The following is a 24,331-nucleotide window of genomic DNA, read 5'->3' as shown; positions in this document are numbered from 1 at the left end:
GATCCTTTCGGATCCGGCCCTTGCCGAGTAGCCTGCCCGGTGCGCCCGGGCGGGGACTTACTTGTTGATCTTGGTCACCGTACCGGCGCCCACGGTGCGGCCACCCTCACGGATGGCGAAGCCGAGGCCCTCCTCCATGGCGATCGGCTGGATCAGCTCGACCGACATGTCGGTGGTGTCGCCGGGCATGACCATCTCGGTGCCCTCGGGCAGCGAGATGACGCCGGTGACGTCGGTGGTACGGAAGTAAAACTGCGGGCGGTAGTTCGTGTAGAAGGGGTTGTGACGGCCACCCTCGTCCTTGGACAGGATGTAGGCGGTGCCCTCGAAGTTGGTGTGAGGGGTCACGGAACCCGGCTTCGCGACGACCTGGCCGCGCTCCACGTCCTCGCGCTTGGTGCCGCGGAGGAGCAGACCACAGTTCTCGCCGGCCCAGGCCTCGTCGAGCTGCTTGTGGAACATCTCGATACCAGTGACCGTGGTCTTCTGCGTCGGGCGGATGCCGACGATCTCGACCTCGGAGTTGATGGCGAGGGTGCCACGCTCGGCGCGACCGGTGACGACGGTGCCACGACCGGTGATCGTGAAGACGTCCTCGATCGGCATCAGGAACGGCTTGTCCTTGTCGCGGACCGGGTCCGGGATCGAGTCGTCCACGGCCTCCATGAGGTCGAGGATGCTCTGGGTCCACTTCTCGTCGCCCTCGAGAGCCTTGAGGCCCGAGACGCGCACGACCGGAGCGTTGTCGCCGTCGAAGTCCTGGCTGGAGAGCAGCTCGCGGACCTCGAGCTCGACGAGCTCCAGGATCTCCTCGTCGTCGACCATGTCGGACTTGTTCAGCGCGACGAGCAGGTACGGAACGCCGACCTGCTTGGCCAGCAGCACGTGCTCGCGGGTCTGAGCCATCGGACCGTCGGTGGCGGCGACCACGAGGATCGCGCCGTCCATCTGAGCGGCACCGGTGATCATGTTCTTGATGTAGTCGGCGTGACCCGGGGCGTCGACGTGCGCGTAGTGGCGCTTCGGGGTCTCGTACTCGACGTGCGAGATGTTGATCGTGATACCACGCTGACGCTCTTCCGGAGCCGAGTCGATCGACGCGAAGTCGCGCTGCACGTTGGTCGCCGACGGGTACTTGTCAGCAAGCACCTTGGAGATCGCCGCGGTGAGCGTCGTCTTGCCGTGGTCGACGTGACCGATGGTTCCGATGTTCACGTGCGGCTTAGTCCGCTCGAACTTGGCCTTAGCCACTGTGGTCCTCCTCAGGACTCTCGTGCAGACACCCCGGTCGACGGATTTCGACCGGAGGGTCTGCGGGATTGGTTTCTTATGTTACGGGATGTTGCCTGGGAGCAGCGACCGAGGTCACTCGCCCTTGCTCTTCTGGACGATCTCGTCGGCCACAGCCTTCGGGACCTCCGCGTAGCTGTCGAACTGCATCGAGTACACCGCGCGGCCCGAGGTCTTGGACCGCAGGTCGCCGATGTAGCCGAACATCTCGGACAGCGGGACGTTGGCGCGGACGACCTTGACGCCGCTCGCGTCCTCCATGGACTGGATCTGTCCACGGCGGGAGTTGAGGTCGCCGATGACGTCGCCCATGTACTCCTCCGGCGTACGCACCTCGACCGCCATGAGCGGCTCGAGGAGCACCGGGTTCGCCTTGCGCGCAGCCTCCTTGTAGGCCATCGAGCCGGCGATCTTGAACGCCATCTCCGAGGAGTCGACGTCGTGCGAGGCACCGTCGACGAGCGTCGCCTTGACACCCACCGTCGGGAAGCCGGCGAGAACGCCGACCTGCATCGCGTCCTGGATGCCCGCGTCGACCGAGGGGATGTACTCGCGCGGGACGCGACCGCCGGTGACGGCGTTCACGAACTCGTACGAGGTCTCCGGGGTCACCTCGAGCGGCTCCAGGGTGATCTGCACCTTGGCGAACTGACCGGAACCACCGGTCTGCTTCTTGTGGGTGTAGTCGTACTTCTCGACCGTGCGGCGCAGGGTCTCGCGGTAGGCCACCTGGGGCTTGCCGACGTTGGCCTCGACGTTGAACTCGCGCTTCATGCGGTCGACGAGGATGTCGAGGTGCAGCTCGCCCATGCCCTTGATGACCGTCTGACCGGTCTCCTGGTTCTGCTCGGTGCGGAACGTCGGGTCTTCCTCGGCGAGCTTCTGGATGGCCGTGCCGAGCTTCTCCTGGTCGGCCTTGGTCTTCGGCTCGATTGCGACCTCGATCACGGGCTCCGGGAAAGTCATCGACTCGAGCACGACCTGGTGGTCCGGGTCGCTCAGGGTGTCACCGGTGGTGGTGTCCTTGAGGCCGATCACCGCGTAGATGTTGCCAGCGGTGACGTAGTCGACCGGGTTCTCCTTGTTGGCGTGCATCTGGAAGATCTTGCCGATGCGCTCCTTCTTGCCCTTGGTCGAGTTCACGACCGCGGCGCCCGAGTCGACACGACCCGAGTAGACGCGGACGTAGGTGAGACGACCGAAGAACGGGTGCACCGCGACCTTGAACGCGAGGGCCGAGAACGGCTCGGTGGCGTCGGCGTGGCGCAGGATGACCTGCTCCTCGTCGCGCGGGTTGTGCGCCTCGATGGCGGGCACGTCGAGCGGCGACGGGAGGTAGTCGATCACGGCGTCGAGCATCGGCTGGACACCGCGGTTCTTGAACGCCGAGCCGCAGAGGACCGGGTAGATCTCGTTGTTCACGGTGAGCTTGCGGATCGCGGCCTTGATCTCCGGGATGGTGATCTCCTCGCCGCCGAAGAACTTCTCGAGCAGAACGTCGTCGGTCTCGGCGACGGTCTCGAGCAGGCGGTTGCGGTACTCCTCGGCCTTCTCCTGAAGGTCGGCGGGGATCTCCTGCACCTCGTACTTGGCGCCCATCGTCACGTCGCCCTTGGCGTCGCCCGGCCAGACCAGCGCGCGCATCTCGACCAGGTCGACGACGCCGACGAAGTCGGACTCGGAGCCGATCGGGAGCTGCATCACCAGCGGCTTGGCGCCGAGGCGCGAGACGATGGTGTCGACGGTGAAGTAGAAGTCGGCGCCCAGCTTGTCCATCTTGTTGACGAAGCAGATGCGCGGGACGACGTACTTGTCGGCCTGACGCCACACGGTCTCCGACTGGGGCTCGACGCCCTCCTTCGCGTCGAAGACGGCGACGGCACCGTCGAGCACGCGGAGCGAACGCTCCACCTCGACCGTGAAGTCGACGTGACCCGGGGTGTCGATGATGTTGATCTGGTTCTTGTTCCAGAAGCAGGTGACCGCGGCGGACGTGATGGTGATGCCGCGCTCCTTCTCCTGCTCCATCCAGTCGGTGGTCGAGGCGCCGTCGTGCGTCTCACCGATCTTGTGGTTGACGCCCGTGTAGAACAGGATGCGCTCGGTCGTGGTGGTCTTGCCGGCGTCGATGTGGGCCATGATGCCGATGTTGCGGACCTTTTTCAGGTCGGTGAGCACGTCCTGTGCCACAGGGTTCCTCCGAAAAGTAGAGAGTGGAAGGGTGCCGCCCGGGCGCGGCACTCCTACGAGTACAACGCCCGGACGACGAAAAGTGTTACCAGCGGTAGTGGGCGAAGGCCTTGTTCGACTCGGCCATCTTGTGCGTGTCCTCGCGGCGCTTGACAGCAGCGCCCAGACCGTTGGAGGCGTCGAGGATCTCGTTGGTGAGACGCTCGGTCATGGTCTTCTCGCGACGGCCCTTGGCGTAGCTGGTGAGCCAGCGAAGCGCGAGGGTGTTGGCGCGGTGCGGCTTGACCTCGACCGGCACCTGGTAGGTCGAGCCACCGACGCGGCGGCTGCGGACCTCGAGGGTCGGGCGGATGTTGTCGAGCGCCTTCTTGAGCGTGACGACCGCGTCCTGGCCGGACTTGGTCGAGACGCCCTCGAGCGCGTCGTAGACGATGCGCTCGGCGAGGCCCTTCTTGCCGTCGAGGAGGATCTTGTTGACGAGCTGGCTGACGACCGGCGAGCCGTACACCGGGTCGGCGACGACGGGGCGCTTCGGAGCGGGACCCTTGCGAGGCATTACTTCTTCTCCATCTTCGCGCCGTAGCGGCTGCGAGCCTGCTTGCGGTTCTTGACGGCCTGGGTGTCCAGGGCGCCGCGGACGATCTTGTAGCGAACGCCGGGCAGGTCCTTCACACGGCCGCCGCGGACGAGCACCATGGAGTGCTCCTGCAGGTTGTGGCCCTCACCGGGGATGTACGCGGTGACCTCGGTCCCGTTGGAGAGCTTGACACGCGCGACCTTGCGGAGCGCGGAGTTCGGCTTCTTGGGGGTGGTGGTGTAGACACGGGTGCACACGCCGCGCTGCTGGGGGTTGGACTTCAGAGCGGGGGCCTTGGTCTTGGTGACCTTCGGCGTCCGGCCCTTCCGAACCAACTGCTGAATGGTTGGCACTGAACTTCTCCTTATATGGACTGCACGGTGACAGTTGTTGCTTTTCCCGGCACTCCGAGCGACCCGCTTCGCGGGCGATCGAGGATTCGGGGAGTATCGGACCGATGGCCGATATGCCGTGGGGGCGGTGATTCCGTGCGGTCTCTCCGCCCATCGGATGAGTACGTGCCGGCCCGCTCGGTGTCGGCTCTCGCGAGCACACAACAAGCGCGCGACAGAGCGCACACCCGATAAATACTATCGTCCGCGCGGTGGGCGGTCAAATGAGCGAGGGCGTGCTAGCGGGCTGTCCGCGCACAGCGAAAGAGCTGGACGGTGAATACGGGGGTGATCATGTGGGCGTGGGGCGCGGTCGTCGCCGCAGCGCTCGCGGCCCGCCTCCTGACATCCACTATATATATGCCAGCCTGTCCTGATGCAGACCTTCGAACGCGCCGTCCTGGGCGGCCTCAAGCTCGACCGCGCCGATCTGGACGAGTCCAGCCGCCACGTCATCGATCTCGCCCGCGCGGGCGGCGGGATCGTCGTCACCTCGAACGTCTCGATCTCGCGCCACCTGCGCACCGTCGGACTCCCCGAGCTCGAGAAGCAGACGTCGTTCTGGACGGTCGACGGCGTCCCGCTCACCTGGCTGCTGCGGATCGCCGGCAAGGGTCGATACCCGCGTGTCACCGGCACGGACCTGATGAACGCGGTCGTCGAGCACCCGGCCGCGACCGACCTGCGCGTCGGCATCGTGGGCGCGGCGGCGGCCGAGGCGCAGACGTTCTACCGCGCGCGCGGCCACGCCCACGTCCACGGGGCGGACCTCCCGTTCGCCGAGCCGGGGAGCCCGGCGCTGATCGACGCCGCGAACGCGTTCATCCAGCGGGTCCGGCCGGATGTGCTGTTCGTCTGCCTGGGCTTCCCGAAGCAGGAGCGCCTCATCCTCGAGCTTCGCAAGCGGCACTCCCGCGGCATCGTCTACATCGGGGCCGGCGCCGCAGCGCAGATGAACACCGGGCACTTCCCGCGCGCGCCGCACCTGATGCGCCGGCTCGGGCTGGAGTGGGTGTGGCGGATGGGACAGGACCCGTCGCGGTTGGTCAAGCGCTATCTGCTCCAGGACCTCCCGTGGCTCATCGGGATGATCCCGGTCGCGCTGGTCGAACGGCTGCGGAGCCGCCGGGGCCGGCTCGCCGGAGAGACGCGGCCGCTCGTCGGAGCTCCCGACGTGGGCGAGGCCCCGGCCCCGGCGCGGTCCGACCGGGCCGCCTGAGCCGAGCCGCTGATCCGAGCCCGCTGATCCGCGCCCGCTGAGCCGAGCCCGCTGCTCTGAGCCCGCGCGGGTCACGCCCCCGCTTGAGCCCCCGGCCCGCTGTCCGAGATCAGGGGCGTGAAGAGCGCTCCGCTGCCGTCGAACGTCAGCATTCCGCGGAAGTCGAAGCTCCACGGATCGGTGGAGCCCTGGCCGGTCGCGCCGTCGGACCTGCGGGTCAGCGTGGCCTCCGCCGAGATGCTGCCCGTCGTGCTCTCCACCGCCCAGCCGGCCGCGGTCCAGACCGGGTCGATCGTCACGTCCGGCCGGGTGTGGAGCTGCCAGCGCACGTCGCTGATCGCGTCGCCGGCGTTCTCCGCGAACGTCCCGAACGGGCAGTGCGCCGGCACGGCGTCGCGGGAGGCGACGCAGCCGTCCAGCCAGCTGTTGATCGCGGTGCGCGCCGCCGCCTGGCCGTCGTCGGTGAGCCGCGCGGTGAACACCGTTGGCGAGGCGGAGCCGCTCGCCGGGACGGCGGTGACGGCGCTCACCGGGACGTCGAAGTCGGCGCTCTTCGAGACGAGCGCCACCGGATAGGTGCCGGGGAGGGCGCGGAGCGTGACGCCGGCGCCGGCCGGCATGTTCTGCGGTTCGACGCCCGCGACCGTGTATTGGATTCCCGCCGGGCCCTCGACCTTGAGGTCGACCGTGTCGGGCTGGATGGGGCCGAGCCGCCAGAACGGGAGTCCGGGGAGTCCTCCCGCCTTCTCCACGACGAACGAGCGATCATACGTGCGATCACCCTGTGTGATGTGCGCCAGAACACTCGTTGTCGCGCCGCGGGTGACCGGCGGGTCCACGGTGAAGGCGCTGACGCGGTCGGTGATCTTCGCGTAGGCGGTGTCGTTGAGCAGCACGTCCCCGCTCGCTGCGCGGATGCCGGCCAGCTTCATCGCCGCCTCCGCCCGGCCGCGCTGGAGCTCGCCCAGGTACTGGGCGACCAGGGTCCGCGGGAGGTTCTGCAACGCGGCGACCGCCGACAGCGAGACGGTGACGCCCGCCGCGGTGACCAGGAGGGCGACCACGGCGATCAGGGCCAGGATCCAGCGGGCCGCGTGCGAACCTCGCGGCGGCGCGGTCGGCGGGGTGGGCGCGGAGAGGGTGACATCGTCCGTGAGGACAGGGGCTGGTGCGTCGGACATCGGGACCTCTCTGCCGGGTTCCCGCAGTGTATCGGCCGGGGTGGACTGCCGCGTCCACCCGTTCGGGGTCACCCTCGGCGGCCTACTCGTCGTCGGGCCGCTCCCACGGCCAGCGCGGCCTCCCCCGCTGGCGGAACCGGCCGACGAGGACGAGCTGGTAGAGCAGCATGACCAGGAAGGCCGCGACGCCGACGGTGATGGCGTAGAGACTGCCGAGCTGCCCGGCGGCGAAGAGCACGAAGTGCAGGACGTCGCCGGTCGCCAGCGAGCCGGCCACTCCCCCGGCCGCGCAGTAGGCGAGGTAGCAGGCGACGCCGGCGCCGAGCGCGCTGAGCGGGGCGATGCGCTGCTGATCCCCGGGCACGCGGATCCCGGTGCGGATCAGGAGGACCAGGAGCACGGCCACGGCGACGCCCGTCATGACCGGCCCGACCAGCGGCCCGGCGGACGGGTCCGGGATCACCTCGGTGTCGGTCCCGAGCGAGATCAGGCCGAAGGCCGCCACGAGGACGGCCAGGTACAGGCCGGCGGCGAAGCAGGCGACGACGATGGCGTAGGAACGCTCCTCACGCATGGGAGCCCCCTCGGCGAGTCTGCGGGTCGGTGCGGTCGGTCAGTACCCCTGAGCGTACGCGTTGGCGGCCTGGTTCTGGGCGTCGGCGAGCTGCTGCTCGTAGTCGGCCTGCGCCTCCGCGTTGCGCGCCTTGAGCTTGCGCCCGCGCGCGGCGAGCCAGGCTCCCGTCCACACCGACATCTCCCGGGCGATGACGCCGGCGAGCACCGCGAACGGATTCACCCAGACGCGGCTGAGGATGAGCGCCTGCTCCTCGGCGTTGCGCGAGAGGTAGTGCGCGTCCGAGAGCTCGGCGCCGACGTAGACGAGATAGACGAAGACCGCGACGAACAGACCGCCGAGGATGTACGCCCACCAGCGCGCCCGGTTGATGATCTGGATGAGCACGACCATCCCGACGAAGAACGCCACGATCGGCGCCCAGCCGGAGAGCTGCGAGGTGAAGTACTGGGCGAGCACCGGGAGGAACTCACTGCTCGGCGTCAGCATGGCGCCGACGACGACCACGGCGACGGCCCAGAGGACGGCGAACGCGACGGTGCCGACGAGGGCGATGAGGATGCCGATGCCGCGGTTGCTCTTGCGCTTCGGCGGCTCCGGGCGCTGCAGGAAGATCGGCGCGACCGGCTGCGGGATGAACGGCGGCGGCGGGGTCTGCGCCGCCGGGGCGGAGGCGGTGGCCTCGCCCTGCGGTGCGGCGGGCGGCTGCTGCCGGGCGGTCGCCTGCTGCGCGGCCTCCCCCGCGACGATGACGGGCGTGGCGGACTGCACTGGAGACGCGGTGTCCACGGTCGCGTCGCCCGCGGCGGTGGCGCCGGGCTCGCCGTTGGAGCGGGCGACGGCCGCGGCGACGTCGTCGGGAGAGGAGGCCACGGGCTCGGGCTCGATGGCCGCGGCGGGCTGAGTCGGGGCGGCGGCCGCAGGCACCTCGGCGGCGTGCTCGTCGGCGGACCGGTTGAGGTGACCGCGGGCCGAAACCGGTGCGGACGGCGGGGTCGCCATCTCGGGGTCCGTGTCGTGCGGCTCATCGGCCGGGGCCGCGGACTCCGCCGGGGCGGGCTCGGCGTTCGGTGCGGGCACCGCGGCGGCAGACTCGGCCGGCGCCGTCGCGGGCGCGGAGCCAGGTTCGGCCGACTCCGCGTCATCCCGCTTCTCGGCGGGGTCCGGTGTCGTGTCGCTCATGCTGGCACTCCTCGCTGCGCCCGAGTGGGCACCCTCTGATGTGGTGCCCACTGTAGCAACGAGGGGCGGCGGGACGAGGGAGGTTCGGCGGGAGGGCGGCTACTTGGAGGGGGTGGGGGCAGCTGTGGACCCGGCTTGGCTGGGAGTAACGACGAAGATGAGGCCGGACACTGTCGTGGACTCCACTCCCGCGCTCGGCTTGCCCGCGGTTCCGCCGGACGAAGCCGTGGAGGTGGTGATCCCGCTGACGAGGAACAGCCGTTTGCCGGTCTGGATGCCGTTCACGAAGGAGAGCGCCTGGGCGTACGTGCCCTTCACGGTCAGAGTGACCGCCAGCGATGAGAAGTTCACCGACGTGAGCTTGGAGCTCGTGACCGGCGGCATACCCGCGACGGGCGTCGGAGCGGTCGTCGGAGTCGGCGCCGGTGTCGCTCCTGGTGATGGGGTCGCGGTCGGGGACGGCGTCGCGGCGCCACCGGTCGGCGCCGGCGGCGAAACCGGCTCGTACGGCTTCGCGTCGGCGACATTGATGCCGGCGACGGTCACGCCCGCAGCCGTGCCGAGCGCATCCACCTCGTCGACGAACGCGGGGATCGCCGAATCGCTCGGCACCGACTCGGAGAGGTCGCTCAGCTGGGCGTTGAGCGCGTCGAGGTCGGCGTAGTCCTTCTTGAGCGAGGCGAGGGTGGCCTCCTGTTTCGCGTTGAGCGCCTGGACATCCGCGCGCTGAGACGCGGACGTGGCCGCGCTGGCCAGCTGGGGCGCGATGCCGAGGAACCAGCCGAGCCCGAGGGCGGCGACCATGAGCATGACAGCGCCGACGATCCAGATCTTGTTCTTGTCCACGGTCACTTCCCCGCTTTCTGCGAGAAGCGGTTCGAGAACGCCTTCTCGTCGACATGCATGGTGATGTTCACGGTGTAGACGCCGCTCTGATCGAGATTCACTGAGCCGGGCAGGGCATCGGCGTACCCGGGCAAGGTCTTGAGTGCGAGCAGCCAGGACGGCACTGCGGGAAGAGAGGGGCTCTGGGCTGTGAACACGATGGTCGCGACCCGCGGGCCCTGCAGCGAGGCGCTCGACTGGGGGTACAGCTCGATGGGCGTGGAGGAGTCGACGTTGACGCCGGTGATCGTGACGTTCGGCGGCAGCGTCGCCTGAACCTTCTGCAGGTACGGCGTCCACGCGATCTCGGTGGAGGCGCCGACCTCCTGCGCCGTCTTGATCAAGTCCACCTGATCCTGCACCGTGCGGACCTTCGCGTACGTCGTCTCCTGTTTGAGCAGTCCCTGGGTGGTGGCCTGTTCGGTCGCCAGGTCATGCTGAGCGGTGGCCGCCGTCGAGCTGGCCCAGAGGATGCCGAGCGCCACGACCGCGATCACGGCCACTACGCCCAGTCCGAGCCTGCCGCGGAGCGCCGCGGCCTTGCGGTCCGCGATGACCTCCGGAGGCAGGAGGTGGACGCGCGGCTCGGCCCCGATCTGGATGGCGTCGTGCCGGGGGGCGCGCTCGGCCGAGGCGGCAGGTCGGGCCTTGCCCTTGGTCTTCTGCTTGCCGATCGCGCGGGCCGGAGTCTCGGCTTCGGCCGCTTGTCCGACGTCGTCCTTCGCCTCTCGACCGGAGCGCTTGCCTGCCCTCCGGCCCGTCTCCGGCTTCTCCGCTGTCTGAGTCATGCTGCGCTCCCCACCGCGAGTCCGAGTGCCGTGCTGATCGAGATGCGGTCGCGGGAGAGCTCCCCGCCCGCGACCTTGGACGAGACCTTGACCGCTGCCAAGGCGTCGCCCACGGACACCGGGAGCCCGGTGACCCGCGAGAGATTCTCCGGGAGGCCGGTCAGGTGCGAGCCGCCGCCGCTCAGCACGATCTGGCCGATCGGCTGGTCGGGACGGGTGTTGGCGAAGAACGAGACCGTGTTGCGCAGGCTGTTCAGCAGCTCGCCGGTCGCCCGGTAGATGATCTCGACGGCCGGGTGGTCGGCGGGCTCCGGGTTGACGGCCAGCCCCAGCCGGCGTTTGGTCTCCTGCGCGTTCGCCACGTCGATGCCGAGTCCGGACTGCAGCGCGCGGGTCACATCCTCACCGCCTGCCGGGATGATGCGCACGAACTGGGGCACGCCATCCGCGGCCATCACGACGCTCGTGGTATTCGCGCCGATGTCGATCAGGACGACGCCGCCCCTGATGCCCGGCCGGGAGACGAGCACCCGGCTGACGGCGAACGGGATGAGGTCGACGTCCACGACGGTCAGTCCTGCGAGCTTCGCGGCCGACACCTTGTTGGCGACCGCCTCCTTCACCGCGGCGACGAGGAGGCCGCGGATGCCGGGGCCGTGGTCGGTGACGGTCTCGGCGACGGGGTAGAAGTCGAGCAGCGCGTCGGCGACCGGGACCGGCAGCATCTCCTGCACCTGGAACGGCAGCGACTCGCGGATGTGCTTGAGGGGCGCCCGTGGCACGGTCAGCTCCCGGGCGAAGACCCGCTGGTTGCCTACGCCGAGCACGACCTTCTTGGAGGTGAAGCCGCCGGACTTCCAGAGCCGCTTCAGCGCTTCAGCGACCGTGTTCGGCTCGATCACCTCGCCGCGCTGGACCGCGCCCTCGGGCAGCGGCGTCTGGTGGTAGCGCAGCACGGTCGGCCGGGGCTTGTCGGCGTCGGCGACTTCGACGGCGCGGATGACGTCGTTGCCGACATCCACTCCCACGATTCTGGAGGCCATCTTCATTCCCTTCTCACCGCGCCGGACTAGCCGAGCCCGATCAACGACAGATATCCGGCGGCGATCGCGCCGCCGGCGACGACACCGACCCAGGCGCCCGCCAGCATCCACGGGCCGAACGGGATGCCGCTGCGCCGGGTGGCCTTGCGTGCCAGCAGCAGCGCGATGCTGAACAGTCCTCCGAGGACGAAGGCGGCGAACGCGCCGACGAGCAGCTCGCCCCAGCCCAGGAAGCCGAGGTAGAGGCCGAGCACACCGGCGAGCTTGACGTCGCCGAAGCCCATCCCGCCCGGATAGGCGAGGGCCAGCACGAGGTAGAGGAGGAACATCGCGCCGGCGCCGATCACGGCCCGCAGGAGCGCGCTGACGTCCCCGGTGAGGATGCCGGCCGCGCCGAGGAGCACACCGCCGACGACGTACGCCGGCAGAACGATGCTGTTCGGCAGCCGGTGCACGTCCAGGTCGATGAGAGCCAGCGCGACACTGATCGCGCCGAGGTAGAGGAACGCCGTAGTGACGAGCACCGCGGCGAGAGTGTGCGCGTTCACCGCGACGGGCGTGCCCCAGCGGGCGAGCGCCCAGACCGTGATCCCGGCGAAGACGAGCCCGGTCCCGAGCTCGACGAGCGGGTAGCGCGGAGAGATGGACGCGCCGCAGTCGCGACAGCGGCCGCGCAGGACCAGCCAGGAGATCACCGGGATGTTGTCGTACCCGCGGATCCGTACGCCGCACGAGCCGCACGCACTCGGCGGTGACACGATCGAGCGCCCGGCAGGGACGCGGAAGACGACCACGTTGAGGAACGAGCCGATGAGGGAGCCGAAGAGGCCGAGGACGACGATGGGCATCTCAGCCTGCCAGATCACGATTGGAGATCAGGGCGCCGGGCTGCGCGCTGCCCAGCTGCGGGATCGGGAGTCCGGTGCTGAGGTCGTACCCGGCGATGCCGACCTGTGCGAAGGTGTACACCGGGTTGTTGATGACGGTGCTGTAGGTCCCCGCGTAGAGCTGGCCGTTCCAGGTCAGGTTGTTCTTGGACACCAGCGCGCACGGCGTGTAGAGCATCGCTTGCACGGCGTTCGTGGTGGAGATGACGTCGGACGCCGAGAGGTTGTTCTTCGCGACGAAGTCGTCCTGGTGCGTCGGGTCGGTGAGCGGCGGCGTCTTGTTGCACGTGGGCTGATGATCGGGGGTGTTGTCCGGCGTGATGAACCAGAGGCGATGCACCGCAGAACTGGACGAGGTGAACGAGAGTCCGTTCGTCCCACTGAAGTTGAACTGGTTGGCGAAGATCACGACGTCGCTGGTGAGGGAGACAGTCGTGTTGTTGTTCGCTGTGGGTCCGCCCACGCAGCCGAGCATGTTGATGATCACCGGGCTGCCCGGAGTCGTCCCGCCGAGGTTGCTCGTCGTGAACGAGCACTGGGTGGACGTCGTCGCCGTCACCACCTGGAAAGGGTTGCCGTTCGAGTCGCGCCAGTCGCTCGGGTTGTAGGTCACGTCGACCCACGGGGCCATCGCGGGCGCGACGCTCGTCTGGGTGTAGGTTCCGGTGACCGACGACTTCGGCGGCGGGTTCGGCGAGACCGAGGCAGCCGTGAGGTTGCCTACGATCTGGCCACTGCCCAGTGTCGCCGTGTTCTGAACCACGACGTTGCCATTGACGGTGCAGGAGCCGCCGAAGGTGAGGTTGCCGTTCGGGGAAGCGCCACCGACGGTGAGGTTGCCATTGAAGACGGAGTTGTTCTTGTTGCAGACCAGGTTGCCGTTCTGCACGACGAGGCCCGAGCTCTCGGAGAGATCGAAGCCCGAGTTGGCCTCGACCTGACCGCCGCCGTAGAGGTCGATGGAGGTCCCGGACGGTTTGACACCGGGGACCAGCCAGTTGTAGATCGCCTCGACCTGACGGGAGTTCCCGGTCGTGTTGCCGGAGTTGCCCAACGCCTGCGGCTTCCCCGTCGACACGATCCGGACCCGGCTCGCACTCGAGGTCGGGCAGCCTGCCTGCCAACCTGAGCCTGCGTCGAACTGCACCGTCGCCGAATAGGTCAGTGTGCCCGTCGAGGTGTAGACCCCGGGCGTCGGCTGCGCGGCGCAGTTGCCGCTGACGAACAGCCCGGCGCGGGCCGCCGCGACCCCGGCGTCGGCGGCCGCGTGGGACTGCACGCCGGCCCGTGTCGAGGAGCTGAACCCGTACGCGGAGACCACGGACGTCGCGATGAGCGTGGTGATGATGAGGCCGAGGATCATCACTCCGAGCACCGCGATGAGAGCGGAGCCCCGGTCGGAGGCGAGGCGTGTGCGCAGGACTCTCGAGATCAGTAGCATGCGGGCGTTCCTGACGATCCGGCACGGCTGACGACCGTGCTGCTGATGGTGACGTTGCCTGCGCCGGTGGACTGGCCGTAGAAGCCGATGGTGAGCGTGGGCGTGGCGCCGGTGAAGATTGCCGTGCCGCTCGTCGGGGCGACTCCCGTCGCGAGCAAGGTCCACTGCGAGAGGGTCGTGGAGCTCGGCGCGGCGATCGCGCTCGGCGACATCGTGTAGCGGATGCTGCCCCCGTTGGCGGATGAGTAGTACCACGCGACGCACGTCCAGGTGAGGCTGGTGGTGCCCTGGGCCGTCCGGGCGACGAGCATCTGATCGGTGCCGCTGGGGTTGGTGAGCAGGAAGTCGGACGAGTTGCGGATCCCGCGCTCGATGGACTCCGCGGCGAGCTGGGCCGATGTCGAGGTCGAGGTCATCGAGTTCACCGTCTTGGACGTCTGGCTGAGGCTGCTGACCATAGCGCCGACGACTGCCAGGACGAGGACGAGGAGCATCGCGGCGATGACGAGCTCGACAAGGGTGAACCCGTCGTCGCGTCGCGGATCGGTCGTCTGCGTCATGTCACGGCCCCGTTACGAAGACCAGGGTGTTCGCGGTCGCGAGGACCGCGTTGGTGTCGGTGCGGGTGACGCTCACCGAGACTTTGACGGTGATCGGGTACCCGGATGCCGGGCAGGTCGTGCCGATGGTGCGCACGGACTTGAGGGGCACGTTCTGAGATGTCGTGGTGATGGTGCCGGCGACGACGGACGCGCAGGACGTGACCCCCCTGACCTGCTCGATCTGCTGGTTCGCGAGCTGGGTCGCGGTGGCGACGGTCGCGTTCTGGACCGAGAGGCGCAGACCCTGCACGAGGATCGGGATGATGGAGACCGCGATCACGGCGAGGAGGAACATGGCGACGAGCACCTCGGCAATGCCGAAGCCGCCCTCGTCGGCGGCGAAGCGGGTCCCCAGGCTCCGCACCTTCTTGTTCATGTCCCACCTCCCTTCGGGTCGGATCGGGTGGACGAGAACAGGGATGGGCCGGCAAGTGACTGCCGGCCCACCCGAGTGGTAGTGATTACGGGCAGGCCGCGCCAGCCGTTGCCGCGGTCGCATCCGTGATTCGGAAAGACTTGCCCGAGGCGCTGTTCCCCGAGATGCAGAAGGTCTGCGGGTTCGCAGTGGTGTTCGGCTTGTAGAGGACGCCGGTGGTGCCGGTCGTGTCGGCGACGGCAGCGACCGTAGCCGGTAGCACCCCGTTGTTCTGTGTCTGAGCCGCGACGACCGCGGTCTTGAAGTTGGTCAGGTCGGACTTGGTGGCGCTGTCCTGGGCGTTGGCCTGGATGCCCAGGTACACCGGGATCGCGATCGCGGCGAGGATGCCGATGATGATCACGACCACGAGCAGCTCGATGAGGGTGAAGCCCTTCTCGTTCTCCTCGAGGAGCCCCTGGCGGCGGCGGTTCAGCTTGCCCATGATTCGGAAGTACATTGCAGTGTCCATTCGGTCGGGAATGATGCGGGGTGGGCGGAGGAGGTGCCCCGCTCGCTGACGATGGTATGGGGCCGGAAAAGGCCCCCAGAATCCCTTGTGTGGGGGGTTTAACGCCTGATCATGACCCCAAACCGAGGGGGCATCCCGGCGTGTCGACGGCGCGCGGACAGGGCACGTGACCCGTGTGGGGTACGGCTCGCGCCGGCCTATTTGATCAGAGTCGTGATCTGGAAGATCGGCATGTACAGCGCGATCACCATGCCGCCGATCACGACCCCGAGGAAGGCGATCATGAGCGGCTCGATCATGGCCGTGAGCTGCTCGGTCGTGGCCTGGACCTCCTCGTCGTAGAAGTCCGCGATCTTCTCCAGCATGAGCTCCAGCGAGCCGGCGTCCTCACCCACGGCGATCATCTGCGTGACCATCGACGGGAAGACCGGATGGTCGAGCAGCGGGCGCGCGATGGACTCGCCCTGGCGGACCGACTCCGCCACGGCCAGCAGGGCGCGTTCGACGACCCAGTTGCCGCTCGTCTCCCCCACGATGCGAATGGCCTGCAGGATGGGGACGCCGGCGCCGATCATGTTGGCGAAGTTTCGACTGAACCGCGCGATCGCGATCTTGGTGAGAAGCTTGCCGAAGACGGGGATCTTGAGCTTGATCGGGTCGACGACGCGTCTGACCTTCTCCTCGTGCTTGTTCTTGGCCCACCACCACGCGGCGGCGATCCCGAGGACGAGCAACAACGGGCCCAGCCAGATCATGGAGTGGGAGAGGATCACGAGGATCTCGGTGGGCAGCGGGAGCTGGCCGCCGAGACTCTTGAACATGTTGTCGAAGACCGGGACGATGAACAGCAGCATTCCGACGACGGACAGCAGCGACATGATCAGCACGATCACCGGGTAGGTCAGCGCCGACTTGATCGTGCCGCGGAGCTTGACCTCTTTTTCGAAGTTCGTCGCGACCGAGTCGAGGGCGCCGTCCAGGAAGCCGCCGGTCTCACCGGCACGGACCATGTTGACCATCAGCGGCGGGAACACGTCGTGATATTTCCGGAAGGCCTCGGACAGCGCCGTGCCGGCCTCCACCTGCTCGGTGACCTCGACCAGGATCTTCGCCAGCTTCTTGTTCTCGGTCTGCTCGGACAGCACATTGAGCGCCTTCAACAGCGACAGGCCGGCGCCGATCATCGTGCTCATCTGGCGGCTCATGATGGCCAGGTCCTTGAGCTTGACGCCGGAGCCGAAGCTGAGGTTGATCTCCCGGTTCAGGCCGGTCGCGTCGGCCTCCGCGATGCTGACGGGCGAGAGCCCCATCGTGCGGAGCCGCGACGCGACGGCGGACTCGCTGGAAGCGTCGACGCGACCCTTGACGATCTTGCCGGCGGCGTCCCGGCCGCGGTACGCGTACTCGGTGACGGTGGCCATCAGCGCACCACCCGGGAGTAGGAGTCGCCGTAATCCGGTCCGCTCGCGGCGAAGGCGCGGGCGGCATGGTCGGTGGGCGACTCGACGCGCTGGATGAGCCGCTTGAGGCCCTCGGAGTCGTGCGCCTTCTCGTTCGCCGCGGCGTGCGTGATCGTGCCGCTGTTGACCAGGTCGGCGAGGTGCTGGTCCATCGTGTGCATGCCCGAGCCGCGGCCCGCCTGCATCATCGAACCGATCTGGTAGGTCTTGCCCTCGCGGATCAGGTTCGCGATGGCCGGGGTCATGATGAGCACCTCGGTGGCGACCGCGCGGCCCCGTCCGGAGGCCTTCTTGACCAGCGTCTGACAGATGACGCCCTGGAGCGTCGCGGCGAGCTGGGCGCGCACCTGCTGCTGCTGGTGCGGCGGGAACACGTCGATGACACGGTCGATGGTCTGCGGCGCGTCCTGCGTGTGCAGCGTTGCGAACACCAGGTGGCCGGTCTCGGCGGCGGTCAGCGCGACGGAGATGGTCTCCAGGTCGCGGAGCTCGCCGATCAGGATGACGTCGGGGTCCTGGCGCAGGACATGCTTGAGGGCGTTGCCGAAGCTGTGGGTGTCGTGGCCGACCTCGCGCTGGTTCACGATCGACTTCTTGTGCACGTGCATGAACTCGATCGGGTCCTCGACCGTCACGATGTGGTCCGCTCGCGTGGAGTTGACCAGGTCGATGAGGGCGGCGAGCGTGGTCGACTTGCCCGAACCGGTCGGCCCGGTCACCAGGACGAGGCCGCGCGGGAGCTGCGCGAGGTGCGCGACGCTCTCGGGCACGCCGAGCTCGGCGAGGCCCTTGATCTCGGTGGGGATGAGACGGAACGCCGCCCCCACCGCGCCGCGCTGCTGGTACACGTTCACGCGGAAGCGGGAGTTGGCCGAGATGGTGAACGCGAAGTCCAGCTCCAGCTCGCGCTCGAAGGTGGCCGCCTGCCGCTCGTCGAGCAGGCTGAAGAGGGCCTGCCTGGTGCGCTCGTGGCCCCACGGGGCGTCGCCGCCGGCGGGGGTCAGGGAGCCGTCCACGCGGATCATCGGCGGGGAGCCCACCGTGACGTGGAGGTCGGAGGCACGCGCCGCGACGACGGCGCGCAGGGCGGCGACGAGCTCCTGGTCGGCTGCGGCGAGGGCGTCACGCTCGGCCGGTGTCAGCGTGTGCAGGTCGTCGTCGGCCTCCGCGAAAGCCGGAGCGTCGGGCGCGGGCGCCGGAACCGTCTGGACGGCCGGCGTCGTGGGAGGCGCGTAGGAGGTGGCGGGCGCGGGCGCCGCGGGCGGCTCGTATGCGGGCGGCTCGTACGCAGGCGGCTCGTACGTCGCCGCCGGAGACGGGTGGGACGAGGCCGGCGGCTCGTACGCGGGCGGCTCGTACCCGCTGGTCGGCGCGACGTACGCCGGCTGCTCCGGCGCCGGGGGCGCGAACTCGTATGCCGTGGTCGGCGTGTAGTCGTACGACGGCGCGGGCTGGTATGCGGGCTCCGGGGCCGGCTGCGCGGGCTCCTGCGGCAGGAACGAGCTCGGGAGCGGTTCCGCGAACGCGTCGAACGCCCCGGACACCGGGCGTGCCCAGCCGGGCGCCTCGGGCGGTGTCACGGGGATCTCGTAGATCGGGCGGCCCTCTGCCGCCTTCTCCACGCTCCAGCCGTCGTTCGTCGGGTCCGTTGCCATGTGTGTCCTCCTAGGCCACCACTCGAATGATCTCGTCGACGGAGGTCAGGCCAAGCTTGACCTTCTCCCACCCGTCCTCGCGAAGCGTGAGCATCCCCTGCTCCCGTGCCGCCCGCCCGATCTCGGCGCTGGACGCGCGCTCGACCGTGAGACGTTCGATCTCCTCGGTCACCGCCATGACCTCGTGCACGGCGAGCCGGCCGCGGTAACCGGTGTTGGAGCAGGCCGTGCAGCCGACCGGACCGAACATCGTCGGCGCCTCGGCGTCGGGGCTCACGGGGAAGCGCAGCCGGCGGAGGTCCTCGGGGTCGTAGGCGATCGGCTGCTTGCAGCGCTCGCAGAGCCGGCGGGCCAGTCGCTGGGCGACCACGCAGTCGAGCGCCGAGCCGACGAGGAACGGCTCGATGTCCATCTCGGTCAGGCGCGTGACGGCGCTGGGCGCGTCGTTGGTGTGCAGGGTGGAGAGCACGAGGTGGCCGGTCAGCGACGCCTCGATCGCGATCTGGGCCGTCTCGTGGTCGCGGATCTCGCCGAGGAGGACGACGTCCGGGTCGCTGCGGAGGATGCTGCGCAGCGCGCTGGCGAAGGTGAGACCCGCCTTCGGGTTCACCTGCACCTGGTTGATTCCCGCCATCCGGTACTCGACCGGGTCCTCGACGGTGATGACGTTGATCTCCGGCTTCGAGACGGCGTTCAGCGTCGTGTAGAGGGTGGTCGACTTCCCCGAACCGGTCGGGCCGGTGACCAGGATCATGCCGTAGGGCTTGGTGTAGGCGTTCCGGAACGTCTCGAGGTTGCGGTCGAGCAGGCTGAGGTCGCGGAGTGTGAGCGACGTGTTCGTGTTGTCGAGGATCCGCATGACGACCTTCTCGCCCCAGACCGTGGGCAGCGTCGCGACCCGCAAGTCGATCTGGCGTCCGCCGTGGACGACCGACATGCGGCCGTCCTGAGGCTTCCGACGCTCGGCGATGTTGATGTCGCTCATGATCTTCAAGCGCGAGATGACGCCGTTCTGCACGGCCTTCGGCGCGCTCTGCATCTCGTGCAGCACGCCGTCGATCCGGTACCGGACGCGCAGGTTGTCCTCTCCCGGCTCGATGTGGATGTCGGACGCGCGGTCCTGGATGGCCTGGCTGACGATGAGGTTCACGAACCGGACGATCGGCGCCTCGTCCTCGGGCGAATCCTCGACCGACGGCGACACGTCCTGGTCGGGCGCGGTCTCCTCCTCGAAGGTGGTCGAGAGGTCGTTGAGCTCGTCATCCGCCCGGATGTGGCGCTCGATCGCGGCCAGGAGGTCCAGCGGTTCGGCGACGACGATCTCCACCGGCATCCGCGCGGCGGTCCGCACATCGTCGATGGCGAACACGTCGCCGGGCTCGGCCATCGCCAGCAGCAGCGCGCCGTCGGTGAAGCCGATCGGCAACACGTTGTGCCGCTTGCAGATCGCGCCGTTCACCAGCGCGACCGCAGCGCGGTCGACCGGGTAGTCCACGAGTTCGACGAAGGGCGCGCCGGCCTGTGCCGCTCGGGCGCGCGCGAGCTGCAGCGGTGTGATGGCACCGCGCTCGACCAGATCGCGCACGACGGACTCCTCCGACGCGGGCTCGTTCACCGAGTCCAAGTACTCGATGGGCAGATGGCCGTGAAGGATGAGGATCTCTGTCATGGACGCCACGGGGGACCTCCTCGGATAGCAGGCCTGCCGATGTCGGGTCACCGGCAGAGCGTCACCGCCGCCCGGGCGAGTCTCCGGGAGGGGCGAAGCCCTGTCACCCTAACTTCCGCTGAGGGCGGCTCAACAGTCCCGCTTGCGGGTGCCCCGTCAACGGGGGGCAGCCCCTGCGAGCGCCGATTCAGCGGCGCCGGAGGTCGCCGCGACGGCTCGCGAGATAGACGAGGACGCCGGCGAGCACGGCACACCCCATCGTCGTCATCCAGTACGGGAGTGTGCCCGCCGCGTGCCCTGAGACGGCCTGCACGATGCCGACGACGAAGCTCACGACGGCGACGACGAGCGCCACCGCCGCGAACCCGACCATCGACCGGCCGACCGTGTCGGTGTACTCCAGAAGCTGTCTCCACACGGTTTCTATTGTCGCGTACGCGGGTGGGCGGGAACGACGAAGGCCCCCGGCAAACGCCGGGGGCCTTCGTGGTACGGACTACCTACACGCTTAGTTGTAGGTGCCCGGGGTGTAGTCGTCCGAGCTGAAGCTGTCGAAGTCGACGAAGCTCAGGTCGTTCTCGCTGAACGCGGAGTCGTCGGCGAAGATGCGGTTGGGGTACCGCTCCGCCTTGGCCTCCTCCGTCGCCTCCACCGAGACGTTCCGGTAGCGGGACAGGCCCGTGCCGGCCGGGATGAGCTTACCGATGATGACGTTCTCCTTGAGACCGATCAGCGGGTCGGACTTGCCCTCCATCGCCGCCTGCGTCAGGACGCGGGTGGTCTCCTGGAAGGACGCGGCCGACAGCCACGACTCGGTCGCCAGCGAGGCCTTGGTGATACCCATGACCTCCTGACGGGCGGACGCCGTCTTCTTGCCCTCGGTCAGCGCCGCACGGTTGATCTCGTTGTACCGCGAACGGTCGACGAGCTCACCCGGGAGCAGGTCGGTGTCGCCGTGGTCGACGACGGTGACCTTGCGGAGCATCTGACGGACGATGACCTCGATGTGCTTGTCGTGGATCGGCACGCCCTGCGAGCGGTAGACGCCCTGGACGCCGCCCACCAGGTGCTTCTGCACCTCGCGGACGCCCTTCACCCGGAGGACCTCCTTCGGGTCGACGGTGCCGACGATCAGCTGCTGGCCGAGGTCGACGTGCTGGCCGTCCTCCACCAGGAGGGTCGAACGCTTCAGCACCGGGTAGACGTGCGGCTCGTCGCCGTTGTCCGGGGTCAGGATGACCTTGCGGGACTTGTCCGTCTCCTCGATGACGATGCGGCCGGCGGCCTCGGCGATCGGGGACGCACCCTTGGGGGTACGCGCCTCGAACAGCTCCTGCACGCGCGGCAGACCCTGGGTGATGTCGTCCGCGGAGGCCGAACCACCGGTGTGGAAGGTACGCATCGTCAGCTGCGTTCCGGGCTCACCGATCGACTGGGCGGCGATGATGCCGACCGCCTCGCCGATGTCCACCAGCTTGCCGGTCGCGAGCGAACGGCCGTAGCAGGCGGCGCAGACGCCGACCGCCGATTCGCAGGTGAGGACCGAGCGGACCTTGATGTCGGTCACGCCGGCGGCCACCAGCTTGTCGATGAGCACGTCGCCCACGTCCTCGCCGGCCTTCGCCACGACGTCGCCGTTCGAGCCGACGGCGTCGGCCGCGAGCGTGCGGGCGAACACCGAGTTCTCGACGTTCGGGTCGCGCGTGAGCACGCCCTCGGCGTCCACGGTCGCGATCGGCAGGTCGAGGCCCTTGGTCGTGCCGCAGTCGTCCTCGCGGATGATGACATCCTGCGAGACGTCCACCAGACGACGGGTCAGGTAGCCCGAGTCGGCCGTACGGAGGGCCGTGTCGGCCAGACCCTTACGGGCACCGTGCGTCGCGATGAAGTACTCCGCCACGGACAGACCCTCGCGGTACGAGGAGATGATCGGACGGGGGATGATCTCACCCTTCGGGTTGTTCACCAGACCACGCATACCGGCGATGTTGCGCACCTGCAGCCAGTTACCACGGGCGCCCGAGGTGACCATGCGGTTGATGGTGTTGTCGACCGGGAAGTTGGCGCGCATGGCCTCGGCCACCTCGTTGGTCGCCTCGGTCCAGATCTTCACCAGCTCCTGGCGACGCTCGAGGTCGGTCGTGAGACCCTTCTCGAACTCCGCCGTGATCTTCGCGGCCTTCTTCTCGTAGCCGGCCACGATCTGCGCCTTGTTCGGCGGGGTCAGGATGTCGCTCAGCGACACCGTGACGCCCGAGCGGGTGCCCCAGTAGAAGCCGGCGTCCTTGATCCGGTCGAGCGCCGCGGCGACCTCCACCTTGGGGTAGCGCTCCGCCAGGGCGTTGACGATCGACGAGATCTGGCCCTTGTCGGCGACCTCCTCCACGTACGGGTAGTCCGCCGGCAGCGCCTCGTTGAAGAGGGCACGGCCGAGGGTGGTCTCCACGATCGCGGTGGTGGGCTGCGTTCCGGTGTCGGCCGCGTCGGACGGCACGTAGTTGTCCAGGCGGATCTTGACCTTGGCGTTGAGGTGCAGCGTGCCCTGGTCCTTCGCGAGGATCGCCTCGGAGACCGAGGAGAACGCGCGACCCTCGCCCACGGCGCCCTCGCGGACGGTGGTGAGGTGGTGCAGACCGATGATCATGTCCTGCGAGGGCAGGGTGACCGGGCGGCCGTCGGACGGCTTCAGGATGTTGTTCGAGGCGAGCATCAGGATGCGGGCCTCGGCCTGGGCCTCCACCGACAGGGGCAGGTGCACGGCCATCTGGTCGCCGTCGAAGTCCGCGTTGAAGGCGGCGCACACCAGCGGGTGGAGCTGGATGGCCTTGCCCTCGACGAGCTGCGGCTCGAAGGCCTGGATGCCGAGACGGTGCAGGGTCGGAGCGCGGTTCAGGAGGACAGGGCGCTCGCGGATGATCTCCTCGAGGACGTCCCAGACCTGCGGGCGCGAACGCTCCACCATGCGCTTGGCGGCCTTGATGTTCTGAGCGTGGCTCAGGTCGATCAGGCGCTTGATCACGAACGGCTTGAACAGCTCCAGCGCCATCTGCTTGGGCAGACCGCACTGGTGCAGCTTGAGCTGCGGACCCACGATGATGACCGAACGGCCCGAGTAGTCCACGCGCTTGCCGAGCAGGTTCTGGCGGAACCGGCCCTGCTTTCCCTTCAGCATGTCGCTGAGGGACTTGAGCGCGCGGTTGCCGGTGCCCGTGACCGGGCGGCCGCGGCGGCCGTTGTCGAACAGCGCGTCGACGGCCTCCTGGAGCATGCGCTTCTCGTTGTTCACGATGATCTCGGGAGCACCGAGGTCGAGCAGGCGACGGAGACGGTTGTTGCGGTTGATCACACGGCGGTACAGGTCGTTCAGGTCGGAGGTCGCGAAGCGGCCGCCGTCGAGCTGGACCATCGGGCGCAGCTCCGGCGGGATGACCGGGACGACGTCCAGGACCATCGCGGCCGGCGAGTTGCCGGTCGCCAGGAACGACGACACCACGCGCAGGCGCTTGATGGCGCGGATCTTCTTCTGACCCTTGCCGTTGGCGATCTGCTCGCGGAGCAGCTCCGCCTCGGCGGCCAGGTCGAACGCCTGCAGGCGGCGCTTGATCGCCTCGGCGCCCATGAACGCCTCGAAGTACAGGCCGTAGCGGTCCACGAGCTCGTTGAAGTCCGCGTCCTCCGGCTTGAGGTCGCCGACCTTGAGGGTGCGGAACGACTCCCACACGCGCTCGAGGCGGGCGATGTCCTCGTCGTAGGACTTGCGGATCTGGCCCATCTCCTTCTCGGAGGTGTCCTTGACGCGACGCTTCTGGTCGGCCTTGGCACCTTCCTCCTCGAGGGCGGCGAGATCGGTCTCCAGGCGCTGCAGACGCTCGGCGACGCGGGCGTCGCGCTGGTCGGCCAGCGTCTTGATCTCCAGGCGCAGCTCGTTCTCGAGGCCGGGGAGGTCGGCGTGACGGCCGTCCTCGTCCACCTCGATCACCATGTAGGCGGCGAAGTAGATGACCTTCTCGAGGTCCTTCGGCGCCATGTCGAGCAGGTAGCCGAGGCGGCTCGGCACACCCTTGAAGTACCAGATGTGCGTGACAGGCGCGGCGAGCTCGATGTGGCCCATGCGCTCACGGCGGACGGAGGACTTGGTGACCTCCACGCCGCAGCGCTCGCACACGATGCCCTTGAACCGGACGCGCTTGTACTTGCCGCACGAGCACTCCCAGTCGCGGGACGGGCCGAAGATCTGCTCCCCGAACAGGCCGTCCTTCTCGGGCTTCAGCGTGCGGTAGTTGATGGTCTCCGGCTTCTTGACCTCGCCGTAGCTCCAGCGACGGATGTCGTCAGCGGTGGCCAGGCCGATACGCAGCTCATCGAAAGTTGTTGCGTCGAGCAATGTTTCACTCTCTCCTATAGAAGAT

General features: G+C 68.5%; 21 protein-coding genes. 1 reads left to right on the top strand and 20 read right to left on the bottom strand.

The genetic code is table 11. The features are described from left to right. Window positions 1-57: 57 nt before the first annotated feature. From tuf to rpsL, 4 genes are all read right to left on the bottom strand, one after another. Window positions 58-1,251: an elongation factor Tu gene (gene tuf / locus AC1ROW_RS15010; RefSeq protein ID WP_064109785.1), complete on the bottom strand. Its 1,194-nt coding sequence runs from the start codon at window positions 1,249-1,251 to the stop codon at window positions 58-60. 114 nt (window positions 1,252-1,365) lie between these two features. Next, window positions 1,366-3,480 carry an elongation factor G gene (fusA, locus tag AC1ROW_RS15005; protein WP_493019719.1) on the bottom strand — a complete coding sequence of 705 codons (2,115 nt, stop codon included), beginning with the start codon at window positions 3,478-3,480 and terminating at the stop codon, window positions 1,366-1,368. 85 nt (window positions 3,481-3,565) lie between these two features. Continuing rightward, the gene (gene rpsG, locus AC1ROW_RS15000) at window positions 3,566-4,036 is read right to left on the bottom strand and encodes a 30S ribosomal protein S7 (RefSeq protein WP_345834043.1); all 471 of its coding nucleotides are present in this window, start codon (window positions 4,034-4,036) and stop codon (window positions 3,566-3,568) included. Then, on the bottom strand, window positions 4,036-4,410 hold the full coding sequence (rpsL, locus tag AC1ROW_RS14995) for a 30S ribosomal protein S12 (protein ID WP_055913929.1): 375 nt from the start codon (window positions 4,408-4,410) through the stop codon (window positions 4,036-4,038). Before rpsL ends, rpsG begins: the two co-directional genes overlap by 1 nt. Window positions 4,411-4,825: 415 nt before the next feature. Here rpsL and AC1ROW_RS14990 point away from each other — a divergent pair, with 415 nt between their 5' ends. Beyond that, window positions 4,826-5,668: a WecB/TagA/CpsF family glycosyltransferase gene (locus tag AC1ROW_RS14990; protein ID WP_493019718.1), complete on the top strand. Its 843-nt coding sequence runs from the start codon at window positions 4,826-4,828 to the stop codon at window positions 5,666-5,668. 71 nt (window positions 5,669-5,739) lie between these two features. On the opposite strand, the gene AC1ROW_RS14985 is transcribed toward AC1ROW_RS14990, so the two are convergent. The 16 genes from AC1ROW_RS14985 to rpoC form a co-directional block, all read right to left on the bottom strand. Then, window positions 5,740-6,849 (bottom strand): hypothetical protein, encoded by a 1,110-nt coding sequence (locus AC1ROW_RS14985; RefSeq protein ID WP_493019717.1) that lies wholly within the window; start codon window positions 6,847-6,849, stop codon window positions 5,740-5,742. Window positions 6,850-6,931: 82 nt separating this feature from the next. Next, window positions 6,932-7,423: a DUF6121 family protein gene (locus AC1ROW_RS14980; protein WP_493019716.1), complete on the bottom strand. Its 492-nt coding sequence runs from the start codon at window positions 7,421-7,423 to the stop codon at window positions 6,932-6,934. Between the two features lie 39 nt (window positions 7,424-7,462). Beyond that, the gene (locus AC1ROW_RS14975) at window positions 7,463-8,605 is read right to left on the bottom strand and encodes a hypothetical protein (protein ID WP_493019715.1); all 1,143 of its coding nucleotides are present in this window, start codon (window positions 8,603-8,605) and stop codon (window positions 7,463-7,465) included. Window positions 8,606-8,704: 99 nt separating this feature from the next. Next, on the bottom strand, window positions 8,705-9,451 hold the full coding sequence (locus tag AC1ROW_RS14970) for a hypothetical protein (RefSeq protein ID WP_493019714.1): 747 nt from the start codon (window positions 9,449-9,451) through the stop codon (window positions 8,705-8,707). A gap of 2 nt (window positions 9,452-9,453) precedes the next feature. Next, the gene (locus tag AC1ROW_RS14965; protein WP_493019713.1) at window positions 9,454-10,278 is read right to left on the bottom strand and encodes a hypothetical protein; all 825 of its coding nucleotides are present in this window, start codon (window positions 10,276-10,278) and stop codon (window positions 9,454-9,456) included. Continuing rightward, window positions 10,275-11,321: a type IV pilus assembly protein PilM gene (gene pilM, locus AC1ROW_RS14960; RefSeq protein WP_493019712.1), complete on the bottom strand. Its 1,047-nt coding sequence runs from the start codon at window positions 11,319-11,321 to the stop codon at window positions 10,275-10,277. The genes AC1ROW_RS14965 and pilM overlap by 4 nt, the downstream gene beginning before the upstream one ends. Window positions 11,322-11,347: 26 nt before the next feature. Next, on the bottom strand, window positions 11,348-12,169 hold the full coding sequence (locus AC1ROW_RS14955; RefSeq protein WP_493019711.1) for a prepilin peptidase: 822 nt from the start codon (window positions 12,167-12,169) through the stop codon (window positions 11,348-11,350). A gap of 1 nt (window position 12,170) precedes the next feature. Continuing rightward, a complete protein-coding gene (locus AC1ROW_RS14950) occupies window positions 12,171-13,649 on the bottom strand; it encodes a hypothetical protein (protein WP_493019710.1) in 1,479 nt (492 codons plus the stop codon). Then, window positions 13,640-14,209: a prepilin-type N-terminal cleavage/methylation domain-containing protein gene (locus AC1ROW_RS14945; protein ID WP_493019709.1), complete on the bottom strand. Its 570-nt coding sequence runs from the start codon at window positions 14,207-14,209 to the stop codon at window positions 13,640-13,642. Before AC1ROW_RS14945 ends, AC1ROW_RS14950 begins: the two co-directional genes overlap by 10 nt. A gap of 1 nt (window position 14,210) precedes the next feature. Further along, complete coding sequence (locus AC1ROW_RS14940; RefSeq protein WP_493019708.1) at window positions 14,211-14,627, bottom strand: type IV pilus modification PilV family protein; 417 nt, start codon at window positions 14,625-14,627, stop codon at window positions 14,211-14,213. Window positions 14,628-14,712: 85 nt separating this feature from the next. Then, window positions 14,713-15,138 (bottom strand): type II secretion system protein, encoded by a 426-nt coding sequence (locus AC1ROW_RS14935; protein ID WP_493019707.1) that lies wholly within the window; start codon window positions 15,136-15,138, stop codon window positions 14,713-14,715. Between the two features lie 197 nt (window positions 15,139-15,335). Continuing rightward, window positions 15,336-16,559, bottom strand: a complete 1,224-nt coding sequence (locus AC1ROW_RS14930) for a type II secretion system F family protein (RefSeq protein ID WP_493019706.1) — start codon at window positions 16,557-16,559, stop codon at window positions 15,336-15,338. Beyond that, window positions 16,559-18,253 carry a type IV pilus twitching motility protein PilT gene (locus tag AC1ROW_RS14925; RefSeq protein WP_493019705.1) on the bottom strand — a complete coding sequence of 565 codons (1,695 nt, stop codon included), beginning with the start codon at window positions 18,251-18,253 and terminating at the stop codon, window positions 16,559-16,561. The genes AC1ROW_RS14930 and AC1ROW_RS14925 overlap by 1 nt, the downstream gene beginning before the upstream one ends. A gap of 10 nt (window positions 18,254-18,263) precedes the next feature. Continuing rightward, window positions 18,264-19,931 (bottom strand): GspE/PulE family protein, encoded by a 1,668-nt coding sequence (locus AC1ROW_RS14920; protein WP_493019704.1) that lies wholly within the window; start codon window positions 19,929-19,931, stop codon window positions 18,264-18,266. Between the two features lie 178 nt (window positions 19,932-20,109). After that, entirely contained in the window at window positions 20,110-20,340 is a 231-nt protein-coding gene (locus tag AC1ROW_RS14915; protein WP_493019703.1) for a hypothetical protein, read from the bottom strand. Between the two features lie 90 nt (window positions 20,341-20,430). Further along, the gene (rpoC, locus tag AC1ROW_RS14910; RefSeq protein ID WP_493019702.1) at window positions 20,431-24,306 is read right to left on the bottom strand and encodes a DNA-directed RNA polymerase subunit beta'; all 3,876 of its coding nucleotides are present in this window, start codon (window positions 24,304-24,306) and stop codon (window positions 20,431-20,433) included. Window positions 24,307-24,331 lie beyond the last annotated feature (25 nt).

This window comes from Leifsonia sp. GW821-FHT13C09 (assembly GCF_058806435.1).
Note: the sequence above shows the minus strand (reverse complement) of the source record. Positions and strands in the feature narration are given on the sequence as shown.